Genomic DNA, 23,136 nt, shown 5'->3' with positions numbered 1-23,136 from the left:
GTCGCGGCGCCCGGCGCACCATCGTCCATCGCGCTCGAAGCGGCATCGGCCGATCGGTTGATACGGGCTACGACCTGCGGGGACCGAGTGGCGCGGTGCCGGACCCCGGCACCCGTGAAGGGCCGAAAACCGGGTGAGCAATGTCAGGGGTGAACCGTAGGCTCGCCTGTGATGCCGAAAAAACGTGTAGAGCCCGAGGGCCGGTCCACCGTGCGTTCTCTGCTGCGGTTGTGGCCCTATGTCAGGCCGGTACGCAAGCGCCTGTTCGGTGCCGCGCTGATCGCGATCGTCGCGTCCTGCATCGGTCTGGTGATCCCGCTCGTACTGAAGTGGATCGTCGACGGACCGATCGCGGACCACGCCCCGGGCGGGGTCGCGCTCGGCGCGCTGTACCTCCTGCTGCTGGGCATCGCGGAGGCCCTGCTCTTCGGTGTGCGGCGGTGGCTGGTGGCGCGGCCGCTGGCGGGGGTCGAAGCGGCGATGCGGGCCGATCTGTACCGGCATCTGCAGCGGCTGCCGGTGGCGTTCCACGACCGCTGGCCCTCGGGGCAGTTGCTCTCGCGCGGGACCACGGACCTGATGCTGATCCGGATGTTCCTGGCGTTCCCGCTGACCTTCCTGCTGGTCAACGGTGTGACGGTGCTGGTCGGTTTCGTCATTCTGCTGATGCAGCAGTGGGTGCTGGGGCTGGTGCTGCTCGTCCCTGTGGTGCCGCTGGTGCTGCTCTGCTCGGTCTTCGAGACGAAGTACTCCGTCGTGGCGCGCACGGCGCAGGACCAGGTCGGTGATCTGACGACGGTGGTCGAGGAGAGCGTGCTCGGCATCCGCATCGTCAAGGGGTTCGGCCGGCACCGCAGCCAGTCCCTCGCCTTCCGCGCCCTGGCGCGGCGGCTGCGCACCACGGAGTTGGGCAAGGCCCGTCTCCTCGCGGGCATCTGGGCCCTCATCACCACGATTCCGGAGCTGGCCATCGGCGCGGCCCTGGTCCTCGGTGCGGTTCAGGTCGCGGACGGCGGGCTCTCGGCGGGCACCCTGGTCGCCTTCCTCTCCACGGCGCTCGCGCTGCGGTGGCCGGTGGAGTCGATCGGCTTCCTGCTGGCGATGAGCCAGGAGTCGGCGACGGCGGCCGAACGGTTCTTCGAAGTGATGGATGTCCCCGAGGAGACCGACGCGCCCGACGCGGCCGACGCGGGAGCGCCCGCGCCGAAGGGCCCGTCCGGTCACGGCGAAATGGTCTTCGAGGGGGTGGAGTTCCGCTATCCGGATGCGGCGGCCGGTTCCGCCCCCGTGCTGTCCCGGATCGATCTGCGGATCCGCCCCGGCGAGACGATGGCCCTGGTCGGGGCCACGGGGTGCGGGAAGACGACGCTGACCGCGCTGGTGCCGCGGCTGCACGAGGCCACCGCGGGACGGATCACGCTGGACGGGCGGGACATCGCCACCATGCCGCGGGAGGAACTGCGCGCCCTGGTGTCCGTGGCCTTCGAGGAGCCCACGCTCTTCTCGGCGAGCGTCGGGGAGAACGTGCTGATGGGCGCCGAGGGTGCCGGGGAGGACGAGCTGCGCCGGGCGCTCGCGGTCGCGCAGGCCGACTTCGTGCACGACCTGCCGGAGGGCACCGGCACCCAGGTCGGTGAGCAGGGGCTCAGCCTCTCCGGCGGGCAGCGGCAGCGTCTCGCGCTCGCCCGCGCCGTGGTGGGCCGTCCGCGCTTCCTGGTGCTCGACGATCCGCTCTCCGCTCTGGACGTGCACACCGAGACGCTGGTGGAGGCCGCCCTGCGGCAGGTGCTCCGGGACACCACGGCGATCGTGGTCGCGCACCGCCCCTCCACGGTGATGCTCGCGGACCGGGTGGCGCTGCTCTCCGAGGGCCGCATCACCGCTGTCGGCACCCATCAGGAACTGCTGCGCAGCAGCCCGGAGTACGCCTGGCTGATGTCGGGCGCCGGAAGCACGCCGGAAGAGGTCCTCGCCGAGGACGCCTTCCCCGAACCGCCCGGCGAGGGCCGTCCGGTGCCGGACGTCCCCGCCGAGAAGGGCCGCATCCGATGACCGGTACGACGACCACACCCGCCGAACGGCGCGCTGCGCGCGAGAAGTCCGAGGACCGGTCCCCCGCCGACGGTGCCGGGGACCGCTTCGACCGCGACGATCTGCCGACGCCCCGCGGCGCGACCCGCACCCTGCTGATGTCGCTGCTGCGGCCGCACCGGCGCCGGTTGACCGTGGCCGCGCTGTTGCTGCTGGTCCAGCAGGCGGCGGTGCAGACGGGACCGCTGCTCGTCGCGTACGCCATCGACAGCGGCGTTCCTGCCTTCCGGGACGAGAAGTACGGGCCGCTGATCGCGGTGGCCATCGGGTACGCACTGTGCTCGGCCGTCGCGGGTGGGATGCAGTACGCGTTCATCCGGGCCTCCGCCCGGATCAACCAGGATGTACTGCTCGATCTGCGCGGGCGGATCTTCCGGCACGCGCAGGCCCTGAGCGTCGACTTCCACGAGCGCTACACGTCGGGTCGGCTGATCTCCCGTTCCACCACGGACGTGGAGTCGCTGCGGGAGCTGCTGAGCGAGGGGCTCCAGGAGCTGATCGGCGTCGTCCTGTCGTTCGTCTCCATCTGCCTGGTGCTGCTCTGGCTGGACCTCGGTCTGGGCGCGGCGGCGGTGCTGTCCTTCGTACCGCTGTATCTGCTGGTCCGGCTGTACCAGCGGCGGGCCCGGGTGCTCTACGCGGAGCGGTCGACGGCGATCGCCGCGGTCATCGTGAAGTTCGCCGAGTCGATGAACGGCATCCGGCCGGTCCAGGCCTTCCGCCGCGAGCGCGTCAACGACGAGCACTTCGAGGGGCTCAACGCCACGCACCGGTGGGCCAACGGCGGGGCGCTGCTGGAGATGGCGCGCTATGTCGTCGGCTCCCGACTGGTCGCGAACACGGCGGTCGCCGGGATCGTGCTGTGGGGCGCCTACCGCGTGGCGTCGGGCACGCTGGCACTCGGGGTGCTGGCCGCGGCCGTACTGTACCTGCGCCGGCTGTACGACCCGATCGACCGGCTCGGCATGTTCCTCAACTCCTACGAGTCGGCCGCCGCGTCGCTGGCGAAGATCGCCGGCCTGCTGGCCCAGGTCCCGTCCGTCCCCGAGCCGTCCGATCCGCGGGCGCTTCCCCCGCTCACGGGCGAGCACCCGGGCCGCGAGGTCGTCTTCGACTCGGTGCGGTTCGCGTACCGGACGGGGGGCGAGGTGCTGCCCCGCTTCGATCTGACGGTCCCGGCCGGTCAGACCGTGGCCGTGGTCGGTTCGACCGGCGCGGGCAAGTCGACGCTCGCCAAGCTGCTGGCCCGTTTCTACGACCCGACCGACGGCCGGGTGCTGCTGGATGGAACCGATCTGCGGGACCTGGCCCTGCCGGAGCTGCGCAGAGGTGTGGTGATGGTGACCCAGGAGGCGTTCCTCTTCTCCGGAACGGTCGCCGACAACATCGCGATCGGCAGCCCGGACGCCACCCGTGAGGAGATCGAGCAGGCCGCCAAGGCCATCGGCGCGCACGATTTCATCGCCGGACTGCCCGAGGGGTACGACACGGACGTCCGCAAGCGGGGCGGCCGGATCTCGGCCGGTCAGCGCCAGTTGGTCGCGTTCGCCCGCGCGCTGCTGGCCAATCCGGCGGTGCTGATCCTCGACGAGGCGACGAGTTCCCTGGACATCCCCGGCGAGCGGGCGGTGCAGCAGGCCATGGACACGGTGCTGCACGGCCGCACCGCGATCGTGATCGCCCACCGCCTGTCGACGGTGGAGATCGCGGACCGGGTCCTGGTGATGGAGCACGGCCGCATCGTGGAAGACGGAGCCCCGTCCGAACTCATCGGCGGCACGGGCCGGTTCGCGGGGCTGCACCGGGCTTGGCGGGAGAGCCTGGCCTGACCGGGAGGGCTTGTAGGGTCCGCAACTTCGTTGGCAGTGACGGCGGTTCGTCCCCATGACGGAATGTCCGGTCGGTGCACGGCGTGACCCACTACGTGGGCACGTATGCGTCTACCACGACGGGTGGACACGTGGCCAACGGAGCCGCTGGAACTGGCCATGCTGTTGCCGACGTACGTTGATCCAGGGCCAGCTGGCGTTTGGGTGCTCGATCAAGGTCGAGGATGATGCGGGCATGACTGATCAGGTTCCCGTCGTGACTCCGGCGGCAGTGTTCGACGCGAAGTATGCGCCCGCACTCGTCGGCGGCTCGGCCGTAGCCGAGCGCTTCACGGTAGGTGGTGCTGATGTCGTCATTGGCCCGACCGGGATGGTGATCACCACCGACGCGAGTGACGACCCCACCAGGAGTGGTGTGTGGAGCGCGAAGGAGGTCCGTCTGCTTGGGCCCGCCCCGGCACCGGTCACGGAACGGCTCATAGGGTCGCCCTCGGGCGCGGAAACCTCGTTGCCGATCCACATTGCGGTCCGCGTAGAGGCAGAAGTCCTGTATCTGGGAACCGCCCGTGTGAGCCAAGGCGGAACATCCAACGGTGTTCTCACCGACTGTCAACTACGCCTTGAATCCTGCTTGAGCAGAAGCCTCCTCGACCGGGTGCGTCCAACAACTCCCCCGGTGAATCTTCCGGGCTCGGGTTGGCTCAGGCATGTGAACAGCGACCGCGCGGCGGCGCTGGAGGAGTTCGTCACTGACTGGTATCCGGCCGTCGGTGACGCGCCCGGATCACCCTCCATTGGCCCTGTGTCACCTCTGCCTGATGGGCTGAGACAGCTGTATCGACTTGCGGAGCAGCGACCAGGCGTCCTCGGTGTGCAAAACAGGATCCGGCCCGAGTCGCGCCTGCATGTCGACCAGCAAGGTGAGATGATCGTCTTCGGCGAGGAAAATCAGGGTGGCTTCTGCTGGTCGCTCCTATGGGCGTTCGATGACCCCGGTTCCGATCCGACTGTCTGGTTCTGCGTAGACGGCGGAGCTCCGATTGCGGAGCAGGAACCACTCAGCGGCTTCCTCATCCAGTTCTCCCTCTTCGAGGCGGCCATGAGTGCCGATTACCTTGCTCTGCCCCGCCGACTTCTCGCGTCATGGCAGGTCGACCAGCTCACCCAAACACTGCGCGCAGTGCCACTTCGCCCATTCTGGCCCTGGGCACCCACCCGCTTCTTCGTCGGTCCCGGCCTCGTCATGTACGTCAGCCGCGAGGGCAACGAAGAGTTCGGCGTTTGGGCCGGGGCGACCCACCGAAGCGCCCTGGACCCGCTCGCTGAATTCCCCATCGAGTGGACCCGCTTCGACGGCTGACATGCTGACGAAGCTGAGGTACCTACGGGCCCCGGCCCGGCGGCTGCGCCGGGCGGGTGTCCGCGGGCACGCCCGGGTCACCCGGCGCGCGGGATCGGGCCGCAGCTGGTGTGCTGACTGATACGGGGGCCGCACACCCGCTACGCCGGAGAGATCCAGATGAGTGTCTATCGAGCCGCGCAGGTCGCCACCGCCAGTGGTCCGTTCGAGATCGTCGAGCGCGACGTGCCGGAGCCGGGCCCCTGTCACGTACGGGTGGCCGTGGAGGCCTGCGGGGTCTGTCACAGTGACTCCTTCTTCGTGGACGGCGCACTTCCCGGTGTGCGGTTTCCGGTGGTCGCCGGGCATGAGATCGCCGGGCGGATCGAGGCGCTGGGCGAGGGAACACAGAACGCCTGGCAGGTGGGCGACCGGGTGGCGGTCGGCTGGTTCGGTGGCAGTTGCGGCCACTGCACCCCGTGCAGGCAGGGCGACTTCGTGGTGTGCCCGAACCTGAAGGTCCCCGGCTGGACGTACGACGGGGGTTTCGCCGAGTCGGTGATCGCACCGGTGGACGCCCTGGCCCGGATCCCGGACGCGCTGGCGGCGACCGACGCGGCACCCATGGCCTGCGCGGGCGTGACCACGTACAACGGGTTGCGACGCAGCTCCGCACGGCCGGGTGACCTGGTCGCGGTGCTCGGCATCGGCGGACTCGGTCATCTGGGCGTGCAGTACGCGGCCGCTATGGGCTTCGAGACCGTGGCGATCGCCCGCGGCGGGGCCAAGGCCGAGTTCGCCAAGAAGCTCGGCGCGCACCACTACGTCGACAGCACGGCCGGCACCTCAGTCGCGGACGCGCTGCAGGCCCTCGGCGGGGCGAAGGCCGTACTGGCCACCGCCGCCAATTCCGAGGCGATCACATCGACCGTGGACGGACTCGCCCCCCGGGGTGAGCTGGTGGTCATCGGGGCGGACCCCGAGCCGCTGGGAATCAGCCCGACCCAGCTGCTCATGAGCGGCAGGATCGTCCGGGGCCACCCGTCGGGCACCGCTCAGGACGTCCAGGACACCCTGGCGTTCAGCGTCCTGCAGGGAATCCGCCCGATGACCGAGGTCGTGCCGCTGGACGAGGTCGCCGAGGCGTACCGGAAGATGATGTCGGGTGCGGCCCGCTTCCGGATGGTGCTCACCACCCGCTGACCCGCCCGCCCCCGCCCCGACGCGGCGACCCCTTCGTCAGGGCGCCGTACCTCGGACACGCGGCGCACCTCCCTGACGGCGCGTCAGGCATGCGACGGTCGCGCCGTGTACGCCGCGAGGACGGCCGCAGTACCACCCCCGCCGCCTCCGCGCCGACCTTGGCATCGCCGGAGTCGACCGGCGCAGGCCCTCGGTGAACCTTCACCGGGGGCCGTTTCCCATGTCCCGGCGGGCGTGAGCTGTCGCCGTACGCACGCGTTCCCGCCCCTCTCTCCGCCCCCTCTCCTCCGCACCGTCCTACCCCGAACGGGCGATGCAAAATGAGCCACAGTTCGAATCCATCTCGGTTGGTGAGGCCCAGCCGGTCCTCCAGTCGCCGTTCGAACACGTCGCGTTCGAGCCCGGCTCGGACCCGCTCTTCGAACGCGGGATGCGTCGCACGCCGGGCGGCGTCGCGGCGGTGATCGGCGAAACGTCCGCTTAACGAACATGACCTTCACGGCAACGGACGACTTCCGGCCAACATGTTGACGCGGTCCTGACAGGATCATCCTTCGGCTGACACTCTTCACCCCGTTCTGCGCACTACTCGTTCTCCGCCGTCGGCTCGACTCGCCGCCGGTTCCCCCCTCGCAGAAGGAGTCCGCGTGAGATCCACGCCCAGCCGTCGCGCCACCGCGACCGGTGCTCTGATAGCCGCCGCAGCCCTCCTCGCCGTCGGAGTCCAGACCGGCACGGCCACCGCCACGCCCGGCGGCGACCCCGCCGCCGCAGGTGCCCGGCACGGCGCCCTGACCAAGCAGCTCACCCCGTCCAAGCGCGCCGAGCTGATCCGCGAGGCGGACGCGACCAAGGCGGCCACGGCCAAGGACCTCGGTCTCGGCTCCCAGGAGAAGCTCGTCGTCAAGGACGTCGTCCAGGACAACGACGGCACCACGCACACGCGTTACGAGCGCACCTTCGCCGGACTTCCGGTGCTCGGTGGCGACATGGTCGTCCAGCAGTCCGCGAGCGGCGCGACCGAGGGCGTGACCAAGGCGTCCAAGGTGACCACCGGCCAGCTGAAGGCCGTGGACACGACGGCCGATGTCGCGTCCGCCACCGCCGAGAAGCAGGCACTCGGCCTCGCCAAGGCCGACGGCTCCAAGAAGACCGAGGCCGACCAGGCGCCCCGCAAGGTGGTCTGGATGGCCCAGGGCAAGCCGCAGCTCGCCTACGAGACCGTCGTCGGCGGACTCCAGGCGGACGGCACCCCGAACGAGCTGCACGTCATCACCGACGCCTCCACCGGCGCGAAGCTGTACGAGTGGCAGGGCATCGAGACCGGCACCGGCAACACCGAGTACAGCGGCACGGTCACCCTCGGCACCTCGGGTTCCTACACGCTGACCGACACCGGGCGCGGCAGCCACAAGACGTACAACCTGAACCACGGCACGTCCGGCACCGGGACGCTCTTCTCCAACACCACCGACATCTGGGGAGACGGCACCGCGTCGAACGCCGAGACCGCCGCCGCGGACGCGCACTACGGTGCGGCCGAGACGTGGGACTACTACAAGAACGTGCACGGCCGCACCGGCATCAAGGGCGACGGCGTCGGCGCGTACTCCCGCGTCCACTACGGCAACAGCTACGTCAACGCCTTCTGGAGCGACAGCTGCTTCTGCATGACGTACGGCGACGGCAGCGGCAACGCGGCCCCGCTGACCGCCCTCGACGTCGCCGCGCACGAGATGACGCACGGCGTCACCTCCAACACGGCCGGTCTGAACTACAGCGGCGAGTCCGGTGGCCTCAACGAGGCGACCAGCGACATCTTCGCCAGCGCGGTCGAGTTCTACGCGAACAACTCCTCCGACCCGGGCGACTACCTCATCGGCGAGAAGATCGACATCAACGGCGACGGCACCCCGCTGCGCTACCAGGACAAGCCGAGCAAGGACGGCGCGTCCAAGGACTCGTGGTACTCGGGCCTCGGCAACCTCGACGTCCACTACTCCTCGGGCCCGGCGAACCACTTCTTCTACCTGCTCGCCGAGGGCAGCGGCGCGAAGACCATCAACGGCGTCGACTACGACTCGCCGACCTCCGACGGCCTGCCGGTGACCGGCATCGGCATCGACAAGGCCGCGCAGATCTGGTTCAAGGCGCTCTCCACCCAGTTCACCTCCACGACGAACTACGCGTCGGCCCGTACCGGCACCCTCGCCGTGGCCGGTGACCTGTACGGCACCACCAGCGACGAGTACAACGCCGTCGCCAACGCCTGGGCCGCCATCAACGTGGGCTCGCGCCCCGGTGACGGCACCGACCCGACCGACCCCAGCGGCACGGTCTTCGAGAACGCCACCGCGGTCTCCATCCCGGACAAGGGCTCGGCCGTCACCAGCTCGGTCACCGTCACCGGTGTCACGGGCAACGCGCCCAGCAGCCTCCAGGTCGGCGTGGACATCACCCACACCTACCGCGGTGACCTGGTCATCGACCTCGTCGCCCCGGACGGTACGACCTACCGGCTGAAGAACTCCTCGATCTCCGACTCGGCGGACAACGTGCAGGAGACGTACACCGTGGACGCCTCGTCCGAGGTGGCCAACGGCACCTGGTCGCTGAAGGTCCAGGACGTCTACTCGGGCGACACCGGCACCATCAACAGCTTCAAGCTGACCTTCTGAACCCTGGGCCGGACCCGTTTTGGACACCACCGCCCGGGAGGAGCGCACGCTCCTCCCGGGCGGTTCCCTGTCCGCGTCCGGCTGACCCGCGGCGCGACGGGTCAGCGCATCAGCGGGGCGGCGTTGCCGCTGCCCTCGCCCACCGACTCCGTGGGCAGGGCCACCAGACCCAGTTCCGCGCCGGTCGTCAGCAGCGGATGGGCGGGGAGCACCCGCACCGTGTAGCCGTACGGGCCGGTGCGGTCGAGCGTCAGCGGGCCCTCGTAGAGCCAACGCCCCTCCAGGTCCTGACCTCCGACGGGCTTCAGTGGGAAGACCTGGGCGTCCGAGATCCCGTCGGCCGTGTCCACCCGGCCGGCCACCGCCTGCACCTCCACCTCGTCCGGCTCCAGCACCCCGAGGGCGATCCTGACCCGCAGCAGCAGCGTCGACCCGAGCTCGGCCGAACCGCCCGGGGTGCCGGTCTCCACGGCCTCCACATGGTCGACGGCCACCCGGGGCCAGCCGGCCCGGACCCTGGCCTTCCAGTCGGCGAGCCGGCGCGCCGTGCCGGGGTCCATCGCACGCTGGGCGGCCGCGGCCGGCGCGTAGAGCCGCTCCACGTACTCGGACACCATCCGGTCCGCCAGGACCTTGGGGCCGAGGGTGCTCAGGGTGCGGCGGACCATTTCGATCCAGCGCTCCGGAAGCCCCTCGTCGCCCCGGTCGTAGAAGCGCGGCGCGATCCGGTCCTCGATCAGTTCGTAGAGGGCGCCCGCCTCCAGATCGTCACGGCGGTCCTCGTCGACGGCCAGTCCGTCGGCGGTCGGGATCGCCCATCCGAAGTCCGGCTCGAACCACTCGTCCCACCAGCCGTCGAGGACCGAGAGGTTGAGGCAGCCGTTGAGGGCGGCCTTCATCCCGCTGGTGCCACAGGCCTCCAGGGGACGCAGCGGGTTGTTGAGCCAGACGTCGCAGCCCGGGTAGAGCTTCTGCGCCATGGCCATGCCGTAGTCCGGCAGGAACACGATGCGGTGGCGCACCCGGGGGTCGTCGGAGAACCGCACCAGCTCCCGCACCAGCCGCTTCCCGCTGTCGTCGGCCGGGTGGGCCTTGCCGGCGACGACGATCTGGATGGGGCGGGTCGGGTGGAGCAGCAGGTCCCGCAGCCGGTCGCGGTCCCGCAGCATCAGCGTCAGCCGCTTGTACGAGGGCACCCGCCGGGCGAAGCCGATCGTCAGCACGTCCGGGTCGAGCACGCTGTCGATCCAGCCGAGTTCGGCCGCCTCCGCGCCGCGGGTACGCCAGGAGGCGTGCAGCCGCGCCCGTACCTCGGTGACCAACTGGCCGCGCAGGGCCCGCCGCAGGTCCCAGAGTTCGCGGTCCGGGACGTCGACGGCGGAGTCCCAGCGGCCGGGGACGGCGCCGTACCGGTTGCGCAGCCGGAGGATCTCGGGCGCGACCCAGGTGGGTGCGTGCACCCCGTTGGTCACCGAGGTGATCGGCACCTCCGCGGCGTCGAAGCCCGGCCACAGACCGGCGAACATCTCGCGGCTGACCGCCCCGTGGAGGGTGGAGACCCCGTTGGCCCGCTGGGCGAGCCGCAGCCCCATCACCGCCATGTTGAAGAGCTCGGGCTCACCGCCGGGGAAGGTCTCCATGCCCAGTTGCAGGATGCGTTCGACGCCCACGCCCGGGAGTTCACCGTCGTCCCCGAAGTACCGGGCGACGAGTTCGCGGTCGAAGCGGTCGATCCCGGCGGGCACCGGGGTGTGCGTGGTGAAGACCGTTCCCGCCCGTACGGACTCCACCGCGGAGTCGAAGTCGAGCCCGGTGCCGGAGAGTTCGCGGATGCGTTCCAGTCCGAGGAAGCCGGCGTGCCCCTCGTTGGTGTGGAACACCTCGGGTGCCGGATGGCCGGTGCGGTGGCAGTACGCCCGTACGGCCCGGACGCCACCGATGCCGAGGAGCATCTCCTGGAGCAGCCGGTGCTCGCTGCCGCCGCCGTACAGCCGGTCGGTCACCTCGCGTTCGCCCGGTGCGTTCTCCTCCACGTCGGAGTCGAGCATCAGCAGCGGTACGCGTCCCACCCGGGCCTGCCAGATGTGGGCGTGCAGCGCGCGGCCGCCGGGCAGGGCGAGCACCACCTGGCTCGGGGTGCCGTCGGCCTCGCGCATCAGGGTGAGCGGCAGCTCGTTCGGATCGAGCACCGGGTAGTGCTCCTGCTGCCAGCCGTCCCGGGACAGGGTCTGGCGGAAGTAGCCGTGCCGGTAGAGCAGGCCGACCGCGACGAGCGGGACACCCAGGTCGCTTGCGGCCTTGAGGTGGTCGCCGGCGAGGATGCCGAGCCCCCCGGAGTACTGCGGCAGGGCGGCGGTCACCCCGAACTCGGGTGAGAAGTAGGCGATGGCGGCCGGCAGCTCCGCCCCTTGGGCCAGCTGCTCCTGGTACCACCGCGGACCGTCCAGATAGTCCCGGAGCTCCGCGGACGCCTCGGCCAGCCGGAGCAGGAACGGCTCGTCGCGGGCCAGCTCGGCGAGGCGCCCGGCGGACACGGCGCCGAGCAGCCGCACGGGGTCGCACTCCGCCGTCGGCCGGATCTCCGGGTCGACGGCCTGGAAGAGCTCACGGGTCTCGGTGTGCCAGGACCAGCGCAGGTTGCGGGCGAGGTCGCTGAGCGGTTGGAGGGGATCGGGGAGTACGGGATGCACGGTGAATCGACGAATGGCCTTCACGTGTTCCACCTTGGCAGGGGACGCACGGATCCGAGGGGACGCACCACGGGATGTGCCTCCGCGTCACCCCTCGGCGCGCGAACGGCTCACGCAAAGCACCGCCGGCCTTTTTCTTGCCCCATTCGGTCCTGTGGCGCCGCGCATTGGAGGGAAAACCGCGCGGCGGGATCCGAAGAATTCAGCACGCATACGAGGCGTTCTTCGGACCGGTGTCCAGCCGGTTTACCTCCGCGCAACACATCCGCGCCCCGGCAGTTCGAGTGCCATTTGAGTGAATACGAACCCGAGCGGCCCTGCCCACACCCCATCAGCCGTCAACGGAGCAGTTAGAAAGGACACACCCCCATCGGTTGCGGTGCGCGCATTTCGCCCTCCGCGGTGGCGGCGCGCCCTGTGCAGCCCGGCCCCCAGTCCCCAGGTGATCCCATGATCGGTCGCATTCCCGTCCTCGACGTCCGTCCCCTCGTCGACTGCGGCAGAAGGCCCGCCAAGGCCGTTGCCCAGGAGACCTTCCAGGTCACCGCGACCGTCTTCCGGGAGGGCCATGAGGCCGTCGCCGCGAATGTGGTCCTGCGGGACCCGAACGGACACCCCGGTCCCTGGACGCCGATGCGCGAGCTCGCGCCCGGCACCGACCGCTGGGGCGCCGACGTCACCCCGGTCTCCGAGGGCCGTTGGACGTATACGGTCGAGGCCTGGAGCGACCCGGTCATCACCTGGCGGCAGCAGGCCCGGATCAAGATCCCGGCCGGGATCGACACCGCGCTCGTGCTGGCCGAGGGCGCCGAGCTGTACCGGCGTGCCGCCTCGGGCGTACCCGACCGGGACGGCCGCAGGGCGGTGCTGGACGCGGCCGAGGCCCTGCGCGACTCGTCCCGGCCGGCCGCCGCCCGGTTCGCCGCGGCGCTCTCCCCCGCGGTCCAGGAGGCGCTCACCCGGCACCCGTTGCGCGAACTGGTCACCACGTCCCGCCCGTTCCCTCTGGTGGTCGAGCGCCGACGGGCCCTGTTCGGTTCGTGGTACGAGCTGTTCCCGCGCTCGGAGGGCGCCCGGCTCGAACCGGCCGAGCCGAGGCGGAAGGGCGGTGCGGGGAAGGCTGCGGGGAAGGCGGCGCGGCAGCCGGCGAGGATCGTCGGCGGCACCTTCCGGACCGCGGCCGAACGGCTTCCCGCGGTCGCCGCCATGGGTTTCGACGTCGTCTATCTCCCGCCGGTCCACCCCATCGGAACCACCCACCGCAAGGGCCCCAACAACTCGCTGTCCCCCGCCCCGCACGACGTGGGGGTGCCCTGGGCGATCGGCTCGGCGGAGGGCGGTCACGACGCCGTCCATCCCGGGCTGGGCACCCTGGAGGACTTCGACCATTTCGTCGCGACCGCCCGCGCGCTGCACATGGAGATCGCACTGGATTTCGCGCTCCAGTGCTCTCCGGACCATCCCTGGGTCGAGAAACACCCGGAGTGGTTCCACCATCGCGCGGACGGCACCATCACCCATGCCGAGAATCCACCGAAGAAATATCAGGACATCTATCCCGTCGCCTTCGACAAGGACTTTGCCGGCCTGGTCGACGAGACATTGCACATTCTTCGGTTCTGGATGGACCACGGGGTCCGGATCTTCCGGGTCGACAATCCGCACACCAAACCGGTGATCTTCTGGGAGCAGGTGATCGCGGAAATCAACCGGACCGATCCGGACGTGATCTTCCTGGCCGAGGCATTCACCCGGCCCGCCATGATGAAAACGCTCGCCGCCATCGGGTTCCAGCAGTCGTACACGTATTTCACCTGGCGCAACACCCGGCAGGAAATCACCGATTACGTCACGGAGTTGTCGGGTGAGACCGCGTCCTACATGCGGCCCAATTTCTTCGTGAACACCCCGGACATCCTGCCGGGGTATCTCCAGGACGGGGGCCGTCCGGCGTTCGAGGCGCGGGCCGTCCTGGCCGCGACGCTCTCCCCGAGCTGGGGTGTCTACGCGGGGTACGAGCTGTGCGAGAACACCCCGGTGGAGCCCGGCAGCGAGGAGTACCTCGACTCGGAGAAGTACCAGATCCGGATCAGGGACTGGGCGGCGGCCGAGCGCGAGGGCCGGTCGCTGGCTCCGCTCATCACCGCGCTGAACCGGATCAGACGCTGCCATCCGGCGTTGCAGCAACTGCGCGATGTGCACTTCCACTCCGCCGACAACGACGCGTTGATCGCGTACAGCAAGCGTTCCGGTTCGAACACCGTTCTGGTGGTCGTCAACCTCGACCCGCACCACACCCAGGAGGCCACGGTCTCGTTGGACATGCCGCGACTCGGCCTCGACTGGCACGAGAGCGTGCCGGTGCGCGATGAGCTCACCGGCGACACCTATCACTGGGGCAGGACCTTCTATGTGCGCCTAGAGCCGGGCGTCACGCCTGCGCACATCGTCGTCCTGCGACCGTCCCCGCCGACCGGAGGGTCACCCACACCATGATCGTCAATGAGCCCGTCCACGACACGTTCGAGGACACCCCGGCCAAGGACCGCGATCCCGACTGGTTCAAGCGTGCCGTCTTCTACGAGGTCCTCGTCCGGTCCTTCCAGGACTCCAACGGCGACGGCATCGGCGACCTCAAGGGCATCACCGCCAAGCTGGACTATCTCCAGTGGCTCGGCGTCGACTGCCTCTGGCTCCCGCCGTTCTTCAAGTCGCCGCTGCGCGACGGAGGTTACGACGTCTCCGACTACACGGCCGTGCTGCCGGAGTTCGGTGATCTGGCCGACTTCGTGGAGTTCGTGGACGCCGCGCACCAGCGCGGCATGCGCGTGATCATCGACTTCGTCATGAACCACACGAGCGATCAGCACGACTGGTTCCAGCAGTCCCGCACCGATCCGGCAGGACCGTACGGCGACTACTACGTCTGGGCCGACGACGACAAGCAGTTCCCCGACGCCCGGATCATCTTCGTCGACACGGAGACGTCCAACTGGACCTTCGATCCGGTGCGCAAGCAGTACTACTGGCACCGCTTCTTCTCCCACCAGCCCGATCTCAACTACGAGAACCCGGCGGTGCAGGAGGAGATCCTCGCCGCGCTGCGCTTCTGGCTGGACCTGGGGATCGACGGCTTCCGCGTGGACGCGGTGCCGTATCTCTACCAGCGGGAGGGCACCAACTGCGAGAACCTCCCGGAGACGCACGACTTCCTCAAGCGGGTCCGCAGGGAGATCGACGCACACTACCCGGACACCGTGCTGCTGGCCGAGGCCAATCAGTGGCCGGAGGACGTCGTCGACTACTTCGGCGAGTTCGCCGGCGGCGGCGACGAGTGCCACATGGCGTTCCACTTCCCCGTGATGCCACGGATCTTCATGGCCGTCCGGCGCGAGAGCCGCTACCCGGTCTCCGAAATCCTGGCGAAGACCCCGGCGATCCCGAAGAACTGCCAGTGGGGCATCTTCCTGCGCAACCACGACGAGCTCACCCTCGAAATGGTCACGGACGAAGAACGCGACTACATGTACGCGGAGTACGCCAAGGATCCACGGATGCGGGCCAACATCGGCATCCGGCGGCGGCTGGCGCCCCTGCTGGACAACGACCGCAACCAGATCGAGCTGTTCACCGCGCTGCTGCTGTCCCTGCCCGGCTCCCCGATCCTCTACTACGGGGACGAGATCGGGATGGGCGACAACATCTGGCTGGGCGACCGGGACGCCGTACGCACCCCGATGCAGTGGACGCCCGACCGCAACGCCGGGTTCTCCTCCAGCGATCCGGGGCGGCTCTATCTGCCCACGATCATGGATCCGGTCTACGGCTATCAGGTCACCAATGTCGAGGCCTCGATGGCCTCCCCGTCGTCGCTGCTGCACTGGACACGGCGGATGATCGAGATCCGCAAGCAGAATCCGGCCTTCGGCCTCGGCTCGTACAGCGAACTGCCGTCGTCGAACCCCGCGGTGCTCGCCTTCACCCGGGAGCACGGTGACGACCTGGTGCTGTGCGTGCACAACTTCTCGCGGTTCGCGCAGCCGACGGAGCTGGATCTGCGGGCGTTCAGCGGGCGTCATCCGGTGGAGCTGATCGGTGGGGTGCGCTTCCCCGCCATCGGCCAGTGGCCCTATCTGCTGACACTCGCCGGACACGGGTTCTACTGGTTCCGGTTGCGCAAGGACGCACCGATGGTCTGACCGGGCGCGAACCCCCTGACCGCGGGGCGGTTTTCGCCGCCCCGCACGGGGGTGCACCGTCCCCCGTCGAGCACTTCGGGGACCTTCCTGGACCATCCGGTGCCTTCTGCCCCCTCAGACGTTTCGATCCCTGCGGGTCGAGTCCGTACGGACCATCCTGACCCGACACGTCCCGCACAGCCGGACAGCTATTGCCGCAATCCGGGACACTCTTCGCATCCTGTGGTGTGCCCGGGGAAAGGACGCGTTGCCATGTCGGAGGCTGCATCCACTCGGGTCGCCCTGACCGACAGCACAGCCCTGCTCCCGTCACTCGCTCCCCTGCTGCACGAATGGCTGCCGCGGCAGCGGTGGTTCGCGGGCAAGGGGCGGCCGATCACCGCGTTCTCCCTGGTGTCGGCGACCGAGATGCTGCCGATGCACACCGGCCACGCCGGCACCCGGACCGGGATCGGACTGCTCCATCTGCTGGTCCGGGTCCACCAGCCCTCACTGCCCGCACAGTCGCCGGACGACTGCTACCAACTCCTGCTCGGCGTACGGTCCGTGCTGCCGCCGCTGCTGGCCCCCGCACTCATCGGCCGGGCGCCCGCGGGCCGGCTCGCCGGCCGCTACGTCTACGAGGGAATGCACGACCCGCGGGTGGCCCGACTCCTGCTGGAGCGGTTCCGCATCCCGGGCAGCATCGGCGCCCTGCGGTTCGACCGGGGCGACGCCCCCATCACCGCGGGAATGGCACCGCGGTTACTCGACACCGACCAGTCCAACACCTCACTGGTCTACGGCGACTCCTACATCCTCAAAATCTTCCGCCGGGTCTTCCCGGGCACCAACCCCGATCTGGAACTCCCACTCGCGCTCGCGCGCGAGGGCTGCGGACGGGTGCCCGCCCCCGTCGCCTGGTTCGAGGCCACCGCCCCCCAGCCGCTCACCCTCGGCGTCCTGCAGCCGTTCCTGCGCGGCGCACAGGACGGCTGGCAACTCGCCCTGCGCGCACTGGCCTCCGGTCTCGACTTCACCGCCGAGGCGCACGCCCTCGGCAGGGCCACCGCGGAGGTGCACACCGCGCTGGCCACCGCCCTGCCCACGCCCGCCCTGCGCCGCTCCCAGACCGAGCATCTCGCCGCCGCGATGGTGCGGCGGCTGGAGGACGCCGCACAGGCGGTACCGGCGCTGGTGCCCTACGTCCCCGGGCTGCGCACCGCCTTCGACGCGGTGGCCGCCCTGGGCCACCGGGGCCGCAACTGGGCGGCCCAGCGGATCCACGGCGATCTCCATCTCGGCCAGACCCTGCGCGCCGCCGACGGATTCTGGTCCCTGATCGACTTCGAGGGAGAGCCGGCCAGACCCCTGCCCGAGCGCCGCCGCCCGCAGCCTCCGGTACGCGACATCGCCGGCATGCTCCGCTCCTTCGACTACGCGGCCCGCTCGCACCGCCCGTGGAACGACGAGTGGGCGGCACGGTGCCGGAACGCCTACTGCGAGGGGTACGCCAAGGCCTCGGGCGTCGACCCGCGCAGCGAACCGGAGCTGTTGCGCGCCCACGAGACGGACAAGGCGGTGTACGAGGTGCTGTACGAGGCGCGTCACCGGCCCGACTGGCTTCCGGTCCCGATGGCGGCGATCCACCGCCTGGCGACAGCCGCCGACTGAGGACCGGGGGCCCTTCCGCCCCGTCCGCCGCTCCTCCCCCACCCCCGTTCCGTACCGACCACACCTCCGAGGAGGCAGTCCCCGTGACCGCCCACAAGCCGTCCCGCACCACCCCCGCCGCCACCGAGATCCCCCACATCCCGCTGCTGACCCCGGCCGGGACGGCATCCCCCGCGGCCCCGCCGGAACCGGCCGCGCCGACCGGACGGACGAGGTCCTCGGGCGAGCGGGGCGCGCCGCCGCGCCTCCACGGAGGCGCCGGCAGCCAGGGCGTACGGCCTGCGCGCCCGCTCGACGACCACGACCGGGCCCGGCTGCTGCACGGTGAGCACCACGCCCCGCACGACCTGCTCGGCGCCCATCCCGCCCGCGGCGGCGTGACGATCCGGGTGCTGCGCCCGACCGCACGGTCCGTGACCGTGCTCGCCAAGGGGCTGCGGGCGCGGTTGCACGACGACGGCGACGGTCTCTTCTCCGGGCTGCTGCCGATGCCCTCGCTCCCCGAGTACCGGCTGCTGGTCGCCTACGAGGGCGACGAGATCGAGGTGCACGATCCGTACCGGTTCCTGCCGGCACTCGGCGAATTCGATCTGCATCTGATCGGCGAGGGGCGCCACGAGGAGCTGTGGACCGCGCTCGGTGCGCATCCCCTGGAGCACCAGGGCGTCGCGGGCACCCGGTTCACCGTCTGGGCCCCCGACGCCCGTGGGGTGCGGGTCACCGGGGACTTCAACTACTGGGACGGCACCGGCTTCCCGATGCGTTCGCTCGGAGCCAGCGGGGTGTGGGAGCTGTTCCTGCCCGCGATCGGCGAGGGCACGCTCTACAAGTTCGACATCTGCCGCCCGGACGGTTCGCACACCACGCGCGCCGACCCGATGGCCCGCCGTACCGAGGTCCCGCCCGCCACCGCCTCGATCGTGACGGCCTCACACCACGCGTGGCAGGACCAGGAGTGGATGGCGCACCGCGGCGATGTACCGGTGCACCGGGCGCCGTTCTCGGTGTACGAGGTGCATCTGCCGTCCTGGCGTCCGGGGCTCGGCTACCGCGAGCTGGCTGCCCAACTCCCCGCGTACGTGAAGGAACTGGGCTTCACCCACGTGGAGATGATGCCGGTCGCCGAGCATCCCTTCGGCGGATCGTGGGGCTATCAGGTCACCGGTTTCTACGCCCCGACGTCCCGCCTGGGCACACCGGACGACTTCCGGTTCCTCGTCGACGCACTGCACCGGGCCGGGATCGGGGTCATCGTCGACTGGGTGCCCGCGCACTTCCCGCGCGACGACTGGGCGCTCGCGGAGTTCGACGGCCGCCCGATGTACGAGCACTCGGACCCGTCGCGTGCGGCGCATCCGGACTGGGGCACGCTGGAGTTCGACTACGGACGCAAGGAGGTGCGCAACTTCCTCGTCGCCAACGCCACGTACTGGTGCGAGGAGTTCCACATCGACGGGCTGCGGGTCGACGCGGTGGCCTCGATGCTCTACCTCGACTACTCGCGCGAGGACGGGCAGTGGTCGCCGAACGAACACGGCGGCCGGGAGAACCTGGACGCCGTCGCCTTCCTCCAGGAGATGAACGCCACCGTCTACCGGCGCAATCCGGGGGTCGTCACCATCGCCGAGGAGTCCACCGCCTGGAACGGTGTCACCCGCGCCACCCACCATGTCGGGCCCGACGGTTTCGGCGGTCTCGGCTTCGGGCTGAAGTGGAACATGGGCTGGATGCACGACTCCCTCCAGTACGTCTCGAAGGAGCCGGTGCACCGCAAGTACCACCACAACGAGATGACCTTCTCGATGGTGTACGCGTACAGCGAGAACTACATCCTGCCGATCTCGCACGACGAGGTGGTGCACGGAAAGCAGGCGCTGGTCAGCAAGATGCCCGGCGACTGGTGGCAGCGGCGGGCCAACCACCGGGCCTACCTGGGCTTCATGTGGGCGCACCCGGGCAAGCAACTCCTCTTCATGGGCCAGGAGTTCGCCCAGGGTGCGGAGTGGTCGGTCGAGGACGGCCCGGAGTGGTGGCTGCTCGACCCCGCATACGAGTGGGAGGGCGACCACCGGGGCGTACGCACCCTGGTCGGCGACCTGAACGCGGTGTACACCGCCACCCCCGCGCTCTGGCAGCTCGACACCGACCCGGAGGGCTTCGACTGGGTGGACGGGGGCGCGACCGAGGACAACGCCTTCGCCTTCCTGCGCTACGACGCGCACGGCTCGCCACTGCTCGCCGTCAGCAACTTCTCCCCGGTGGTGCGGCACGACTACCGCATCGGCGTCCCGAACGTCCTCGGCGACCGGGCCGCGTGGGCGGAGGTCCTCAACACCGACGCCGCCCGGTACGGCGGCAGCGACGTACACCACCCCGAACCGCTGAAGGCCGAACGCGTCTCCGCGCACGGCCGGCCCGGCAGCATCGTGATGACGCTGCCGCCGCTGGCGACGGTCTGGCTGAAGCCGGTGTGAGCCAGGGGCGGGGCCTGCGGCGGCGGGCCCCGCCGGAGCTCCGGCCGCCGCACCCCTCGACCGGCTCTCTCAGCAACCAGCTGGTCACCCCACTCCCGTCAACGTCACATGGCTGCATTCGCACTGTCTTGTGAGGCGTCTTCCTTGGATTGCGGCTTCAGGACGCCCCGCCCACGCGTACGGTCCATCTCGCGCCATTCCGGCCGCAGTCCGGACAGATTCGTGGTGAGGAAGTACGCGGCACCGCAGGCGAGCAGCACCGGCACGAGTCCGACAGCGGTCACCGCCGCCCCGGCGATCAGCCCGCCGAGAGGGATACCGGCCCAGGCCAGCGAGTCACCGAGCGCGTTGACCCGGCCCAGCATCCGGCGCGGTACCCGCTCGACGAGGACGGCCCCCAGCACCGGGTTGACGAAGCCGGCTCCGAACCCACTGACCGCGAAGACGGCCAGCACCACTCCCAGTGGGGCATCGAAGGCGAGGGCCAGGAACCGCGGTGCCCCGGCCAGCAGGAACCCGGCGAGAACCACCACCCGCCGCCCCAACCGGTGCGCGACCGCCGCAGCGATCAGGCTTCCGCCGACCGCCGCGGCCCCCATCACACTGCCCATCAGGCCGATCGCGGTCGGCCCGTTGCCGGACTCCCTGGCCCAGACGGGTACGAGCACCGAGGTGCACGCCGCGTCCAGGAGGTTGGTGATGCCGACCATGACGATGACGGTGAGCAGCAACGGCTCGCCGCGCAGGAAGGTGAAGCCCTCACCGAACCGCCGCCAGTAACCCGGTTCTGTTCCGTCGGCCTGCGAGGGGGCTTCCTCGACCGCGTATCCCATGCCACGAGGCAGCACGAGTCTGATCAGCACCGATCCGAGGGCGAAGCAGCCCGCGTTGACGGCGAGCCCCGTCAGGGGACCGAGCAGCGCCACCAGGGATCCACCGACCGCCAGACCGACGGTGGAGGCGAGCCGCTCGGTCACCCCGGACAGACCGGTGGCCCGCTCCAGCGGCACCCGGCCGCGCTCGGCCGCCTCCGGGACCATCACCTCCTTGGCCAGGTCGCCGGGTCCCCGGGCCGCGCCGATCAGCGCGACCAGGGCCAGCAGGAGCGGAAAGGACAGCAGGTCCAGGGTGTGGAGCAGGGGAACCATGGCAGCGGCGATCGCGCTGGTCAGATCGGCGGTCCAGGAAACGGACCGCGGGCCGATCCGGTCCACCAGTGGTCCGGTGAACGCCTTGACCACCACGTAGGGGGTCATCTCGCAGAAGGCGACCAGACCGGTCTGGGTGGCGCTGCCGGTGGTGACGAGGACGAACCAGGGCAGTGCCACCACGGAGATCCGAGTGCCGGTCAGTGACACGGCCATGGCCGCCAGCACCCCGCCCAGCGGCCGTAAGGACCTCTTGCCGGGTATGCCGCCGGCCTCCGAGGTGTCGTCGGTCATGACGTCGGGCTCCCTTCCGCTTCCTGAGGGCCGGTAGGAAGCGATGACGCGGCAGGCGCGTCCAGTTCGGGCAGGATCTGCGTGATCACGGCGACCCGTTCGGCTCCCTCGGGGGCACGTGCCGCGGACTCCGGCTCGTCTCGCCGGTAGCGTGCGACGACTTCCGTCAACTCCCGTGACAGGGAGGCGGCTTCCTCGGGCGTGAGCCGCAGGGACCAGTCGCTCATGTCGAAGGTGTTCCGCCATGCGCGGGGCATCGTCTGAAGCGCGTTCAGGGTCTGTTGCGTACGCAGGCCATAGATGGCGGCGAGGGACTGCTGGTAGGCCAGTGCGGCCTCGGGTTCCTGCTCGGCCAGCTCCGGATCGTTGAACCAGGTCGTCCGGTGCACCGAACGCCACCAGCGTTCTCGCGCGTTGCCGCGTTCGGTGTCCTCCTCGACGAACCCGGCTGCGCCGAGCTGCCGGAGGTGGTAGCTGGCCGTCCCGGAATTCACGCCCAGCCGCTCCGCGAGGCGGGTGGCCGTCGACGGGCCGTACTTGCGCAGCAGCCCGACCAACTGCACCCGCACGGGATGCGCCAGCGCCCGCAGCCCCTTGGCGTCCAGCACCACCGAGTTCTCGGAGTTCTCTACAACGTTCGGGCCATCCGGCCTCTCCACTGCATCAGCCATGCGACACACGATAGACCGCAAAGAGCTCTTCGCAAAGGGTTCTTCGCAAAGAAATCTTCGCGAAGAACCCTTTGGCAGTTCAGCTCGCTCACGAAGTCCCACGGCTCATGTCCCGACCGCCCCTTGGACACCGGAGCCCCGGCATTCGATCAACACCGGGCCGCCCGGACCGCACGTCGTTCCCCGGCAGGACGCTTGCTCACACCTCGCTCTGGGCGAGTGCACTCCAGCCGTGTTCCAGGAGGTCGAAGGCCCGGGTGATGACCTGGCGGGGGTTGTCGTGGGTGTGGGCCGCGTGTGGGGCTTCGAGGGCGAAGTGGGCCAGGGCGGTGCACGCGGGGTCGCCCGCGGCGAGGCCGCTCTCCTCGGCGATGACCTGGGCGAGCGCAGCGGTGTGGCGCAGCCACATGTTCTGGGCGTAGTCGCGCAGTGCGGGGGTGCTGGTCACCAGGTTGGCGAAGGCGATGAAGCGGGCGTCGCCGTCAGCGGCGGCCAGCCGGGTGGCGAGGGTGTGCTCCCGCAGCGCGGCGGGGATGGACTGACCCTTGGGGCGCTCGCGGACGGCGGCGAGCAGGCGGGTCTCCTGGTCGGCTTCCTCGTCGAGGACGAGGGCCTCCTTGACCGGGAAGTGCTTGAACAGCGTGGTGGTGGACACGTCGGCGGCGTCCGCGATCTCGCGAATGCCGACCTCGTCGTATCCGCGCTCCAGGAACAGGCGCAGGGCGGCGTCGGCGATGGCCTGACGGGTGGCGGCCTTCTTGCGCTCGCGGCGACCCATCGGCGCAGGAGAGGAACCAGTCGCGGTGTCGGTCGTAGTGCTGGGCATACCGACACCCTACCCTCTTCGGTTAATCAACTCTAAAAGTT

Annotated in this window: 13 protein-coding genes; 9 read left to right on the top strand and 4 right to left on the bottom strand. The window is 70.1% G+C overall.

Annotated elements, in window-relative coordinates; all coding sequences use genetic code 11:
* Nucleotides 1–171: 171 nt before the first annotated feature.
* The 5 genes from AB0L71_RS06910 to AB0L71_RS06890 all read left to right on the top strand — a co-directional run bounded on the left by AB0L71_RS06910 (nucleotide 172) and on the right by AB0L71_RS06890 (nucleotide 9,140).
* Entirely contained in the window at nucleotides 172–2,052 is a 1,881-nt protein-coding gene (locus tag AB0L71_RS06910) for an ABC transporter ATP-binding protein (RefSeq protein ID WP_365238864.1), read from the top strand.
* Nucleotides 2,049–3,920, top strand: a complete 1,872-nt coding sequence (locus AB0L71_RS06905; protein ID WP_365238861.1) for an ABC transporter ATP-binding protein — start codon at nucleotides 2,049–2,051, stop codon at nucleotides 3,918–3,920. The genes AB0L71_RS06910 and AB0L71_RS06905 overlap by 4 nt, the downstream gene beginning before the upstream one ends.
* Before the next feature lie 235 nt (nucleotides 3,921–4,155).
* Nucleotides 4,156–5,280: a hypothetical protein gene (locus AB0L71_RS06900; protein WP_365238858.1), complete on the top strand. Its 1,125-nt coding sequence runs from the start codon at nucleotides 4,156–4,158 to the stop codon at nucleotides 5,278–5,280.
* A 159-nt stretch (nucleotides 5,281–5,439) separates the two neighbouring features.
* On the top strand, nucleotides 5,440–6,462 hold the full coding sequence (locus tag AB0L71_RS06895; protein WP_365238855.1) for an alcohol dehydrogenase: 1,023 nt from the start codon (nucleotides 5,440–5,442) through the stop codon (nucleotides 6,460–6,462).
* Between the two features lie 647 nt (nucleotides 6,463–7,109).
* Nucleotides 7,110–9,140, top strand: a complete 2,031-nt coding sequence (locus AB0L71_RS06890) for a M4 family metallopeptidase (protein ID WP_365238852.1) — start codon at nucleotides 7,110–7,112, stop codon at nucleotides 9,138–9,140.
* Nucleotides 9,141–9,241: 101 nt separating this feature from the next.
* Here AB0L71_RS06890 and glgP read toward each other — a convergent pair whose 3' ends face one another.
* Nucleotides 9,242–11,854, bottom strand: coding sequence for an alpha-glucan family phosphorylase (gene glgP, locus AB0L71_RS06885; protein ID WP_365238849.1), 2,613 nt, complete (start codon nucleotides 11,852–11,854; stop codon nucleotides 9,242–9,244).
* A 426-nt stretch (nucleotides 11,855–12,280) separates the two neighbouring features.
* Here glgP and AB0L71_RS06880 point away from each other — a divergent pair, with 426 nt between their 5' ends.
* The 4 genes from AB0L71_RS06880 to glgB all read left to right on the top strand — a co-directional run bounded on the left by AB0L71_RS06880 (nucleotide 12,281) and on the right by glgB (nucleotide 20,156).
* A complete protein-coding gene (locus AB0L71_RS06880) occupies nucleotides 12,281–14,326 on the top strand; it encodes an alpha-1,4-glucan--maltose-1-phosphate maltosyltransferase (protein WP_365238847.1) in 2,046 nt (681 codons plus the stop codon).
* The gene (gene treS, locus AB0L71_RS06875; protein WP_365238844.1) at nucleotides 14,323–16,029 is read left to right on the top strand and encodes a maltose alpha-D-glucosyltransferase; all 1,707 of its coding nucleotides are present in this window, start codon (nucleotides 14,323–14,325) and stop codon (nucleotides 16,027–16,029) included. Before AB0L71_RS06880 ends, treS begins: the two co-directional genes overlap by 4 nt.
* 252 nt (nucleotides 16,030–16,281) lie before the next feature.
* On the top strand, nucleotides 16,282–17,682 hold the full coding sequence (locus AB0L71_RS06870; protein WP_365238842.1) for a maltokinase: 1,401 nt from the start codon (nucleotides 16,282–16,284) through the stop codon (nucleotides 17,680–17,682).
* A 128-nt stretch (nucleotides 17,683–17,810) separates the two neighbouring features.
* On the top strand, nucleotides 17,811–20,156 hold the full coding sequence (glgB, locus tag AB0L71_RS06865; RefSeq protein ID WP_365239115.1) for a 1,4-alpha-glucan branching enzyme: 2,346 nt from the start codon (nucleotides 17,811–17,813) through the stop codon (nucleotides 20,154–20,156).
* A gap of 104 nt (nucleotides 20,157–20,260) precedes the next feature.
* Here glgB and AB0L71_RS06860 read toward each other — a convergent pair whose 3' ends face one another.
* The 3 genes from AB0L71_RS06860 to AB0L71_RS06850 form a co-directional block, all read right to left on the bottom strand.
* The gene (locus AB0L71_RS06860) at nucleotides 20,261–21,598 is read right to left on the bottom strand and encodes an MFS transporter (RefSeq protein ID WP_365238840.1); all 1,338 of its coding nucleotides are present in this window, start codon (nucleotides 21,596–21,598) and stop codon (nucleotides 20,261–20,263) included.
* Complete coding sequence (locus AB0L71_RS06855; protein WP_365238837.1) at nucleotides 21,595–22,269, bottom strand: winged helix-turn-helix domain-containing protein; 675 nt, start codon at nucleotides 22,267–22,269, stop codon at nucleotides 21,595–21,597. The genes AB0L71_RS06860 and AB0L71_RS06855 overlap by 4 nt, the downstream gene beginning before the upstream one ends.
* Nucleotides 22,270–22,468: 199 nt before the next feature.
* Entirely contained in the window at nucleotides 22,469–23,095 is a 627-nt protein-coding gene (locus AB0L71_RS06850; RefSeq protein ID WP_365238835.1) for a helix-turn-helix domain-containing protein, read from the bottom strand.
* Nucleotides 23,096–23,136: the final 41 nt, after the last annotated feature.

The organism is Streptomyces sp. NPDC052052 (assembly GCF_040680455.1).
Taxonomy (GTDB): Bacteria; Actinomycetota; Actinomycetes; order Streptomycetales; family Streptomycetaceae; genus Streptomyces.
The sequence above is the reverse complement of the archived record's forward strand: the minus strand, read 5'-3'. Positions and strand labels throughout refer to the sequence as shown.

Excerpts from the sequence above, each read along its gene's own strand:
- AB0L71_RS06900 (WP_365238858.1), top strand. The coding sequence starts at position 4,156 with ATGACTGATCAGGTTCCCGTCGTGACTCCGGCGGCAGTGTTCGACGCG.
- treS (WP_365238844.1), top strand. The coding sequence starts at position 14,323 with ATGATCGTCAATGAGCCCGTCCACGACACGTTCGAGGACACCCCGGCC.
- AB0L71_RS06860 (WP_365238840.1), bottom strand. The coding sequence starts at position 21,598 with ATGACCGACGACACCTCGGAGGCCGGCGGCATACCCGGCAAGAGGTCC.
- AB0L71_RS06910 (WP_365238864.1), top strand. The coding sequence starts at position 172 with ATGCCGAAAAAACGTGTAGAGCCCGAGGGCCGGTCCACCGTGCGTTCT.
- AB0L71_RS06880 (WP_365238847.1), top strand. The coding sequence starts at position 12,281 with ATGATCGGTCGCATTCCCGTCCTCGACGTCCGTCCCCTCGTCGACTGC.
- AB0L71_RS06855 (WP_365238837.1), bottom strand. The coding sequence starts at position 22,269 with ATGGCTGATGCAGTGGAGAGGCCGGATGGCCCGAACGTTGTAGAGAAC.
- AB0L71_RS06905 (WP_365238861.1), top strand. The coding sequence starts at position 2,049 with ATGACCGGTACGACGACCACACCCGCCGAACGGCGCGCTGCGCGCGAG.
- AB0L71_RS06895 (WP_365238855.1), top strand. The coding sequence starts at position 5,440 with ATGAGTGTCTATCGAGCCGCGCAGGTCGCCACCGCCAGTGGTCCGTTC.
- AB0L71_RS06870 (WP_365238842.1), top strand. The coding sequence starts at position 16,282 with ATGTCGGAGGCTGCATCCACTCGGGTCGCCCTGACCGACAGCACAGCC.
- AB0L71_RS06850 (WP_365238835.1), bottom strand. The coding sequence starts at position 23,095 with ATGCCCAGCACTACGACCGACACCGCGACTGGTTCCTCTCCTGCGCCG.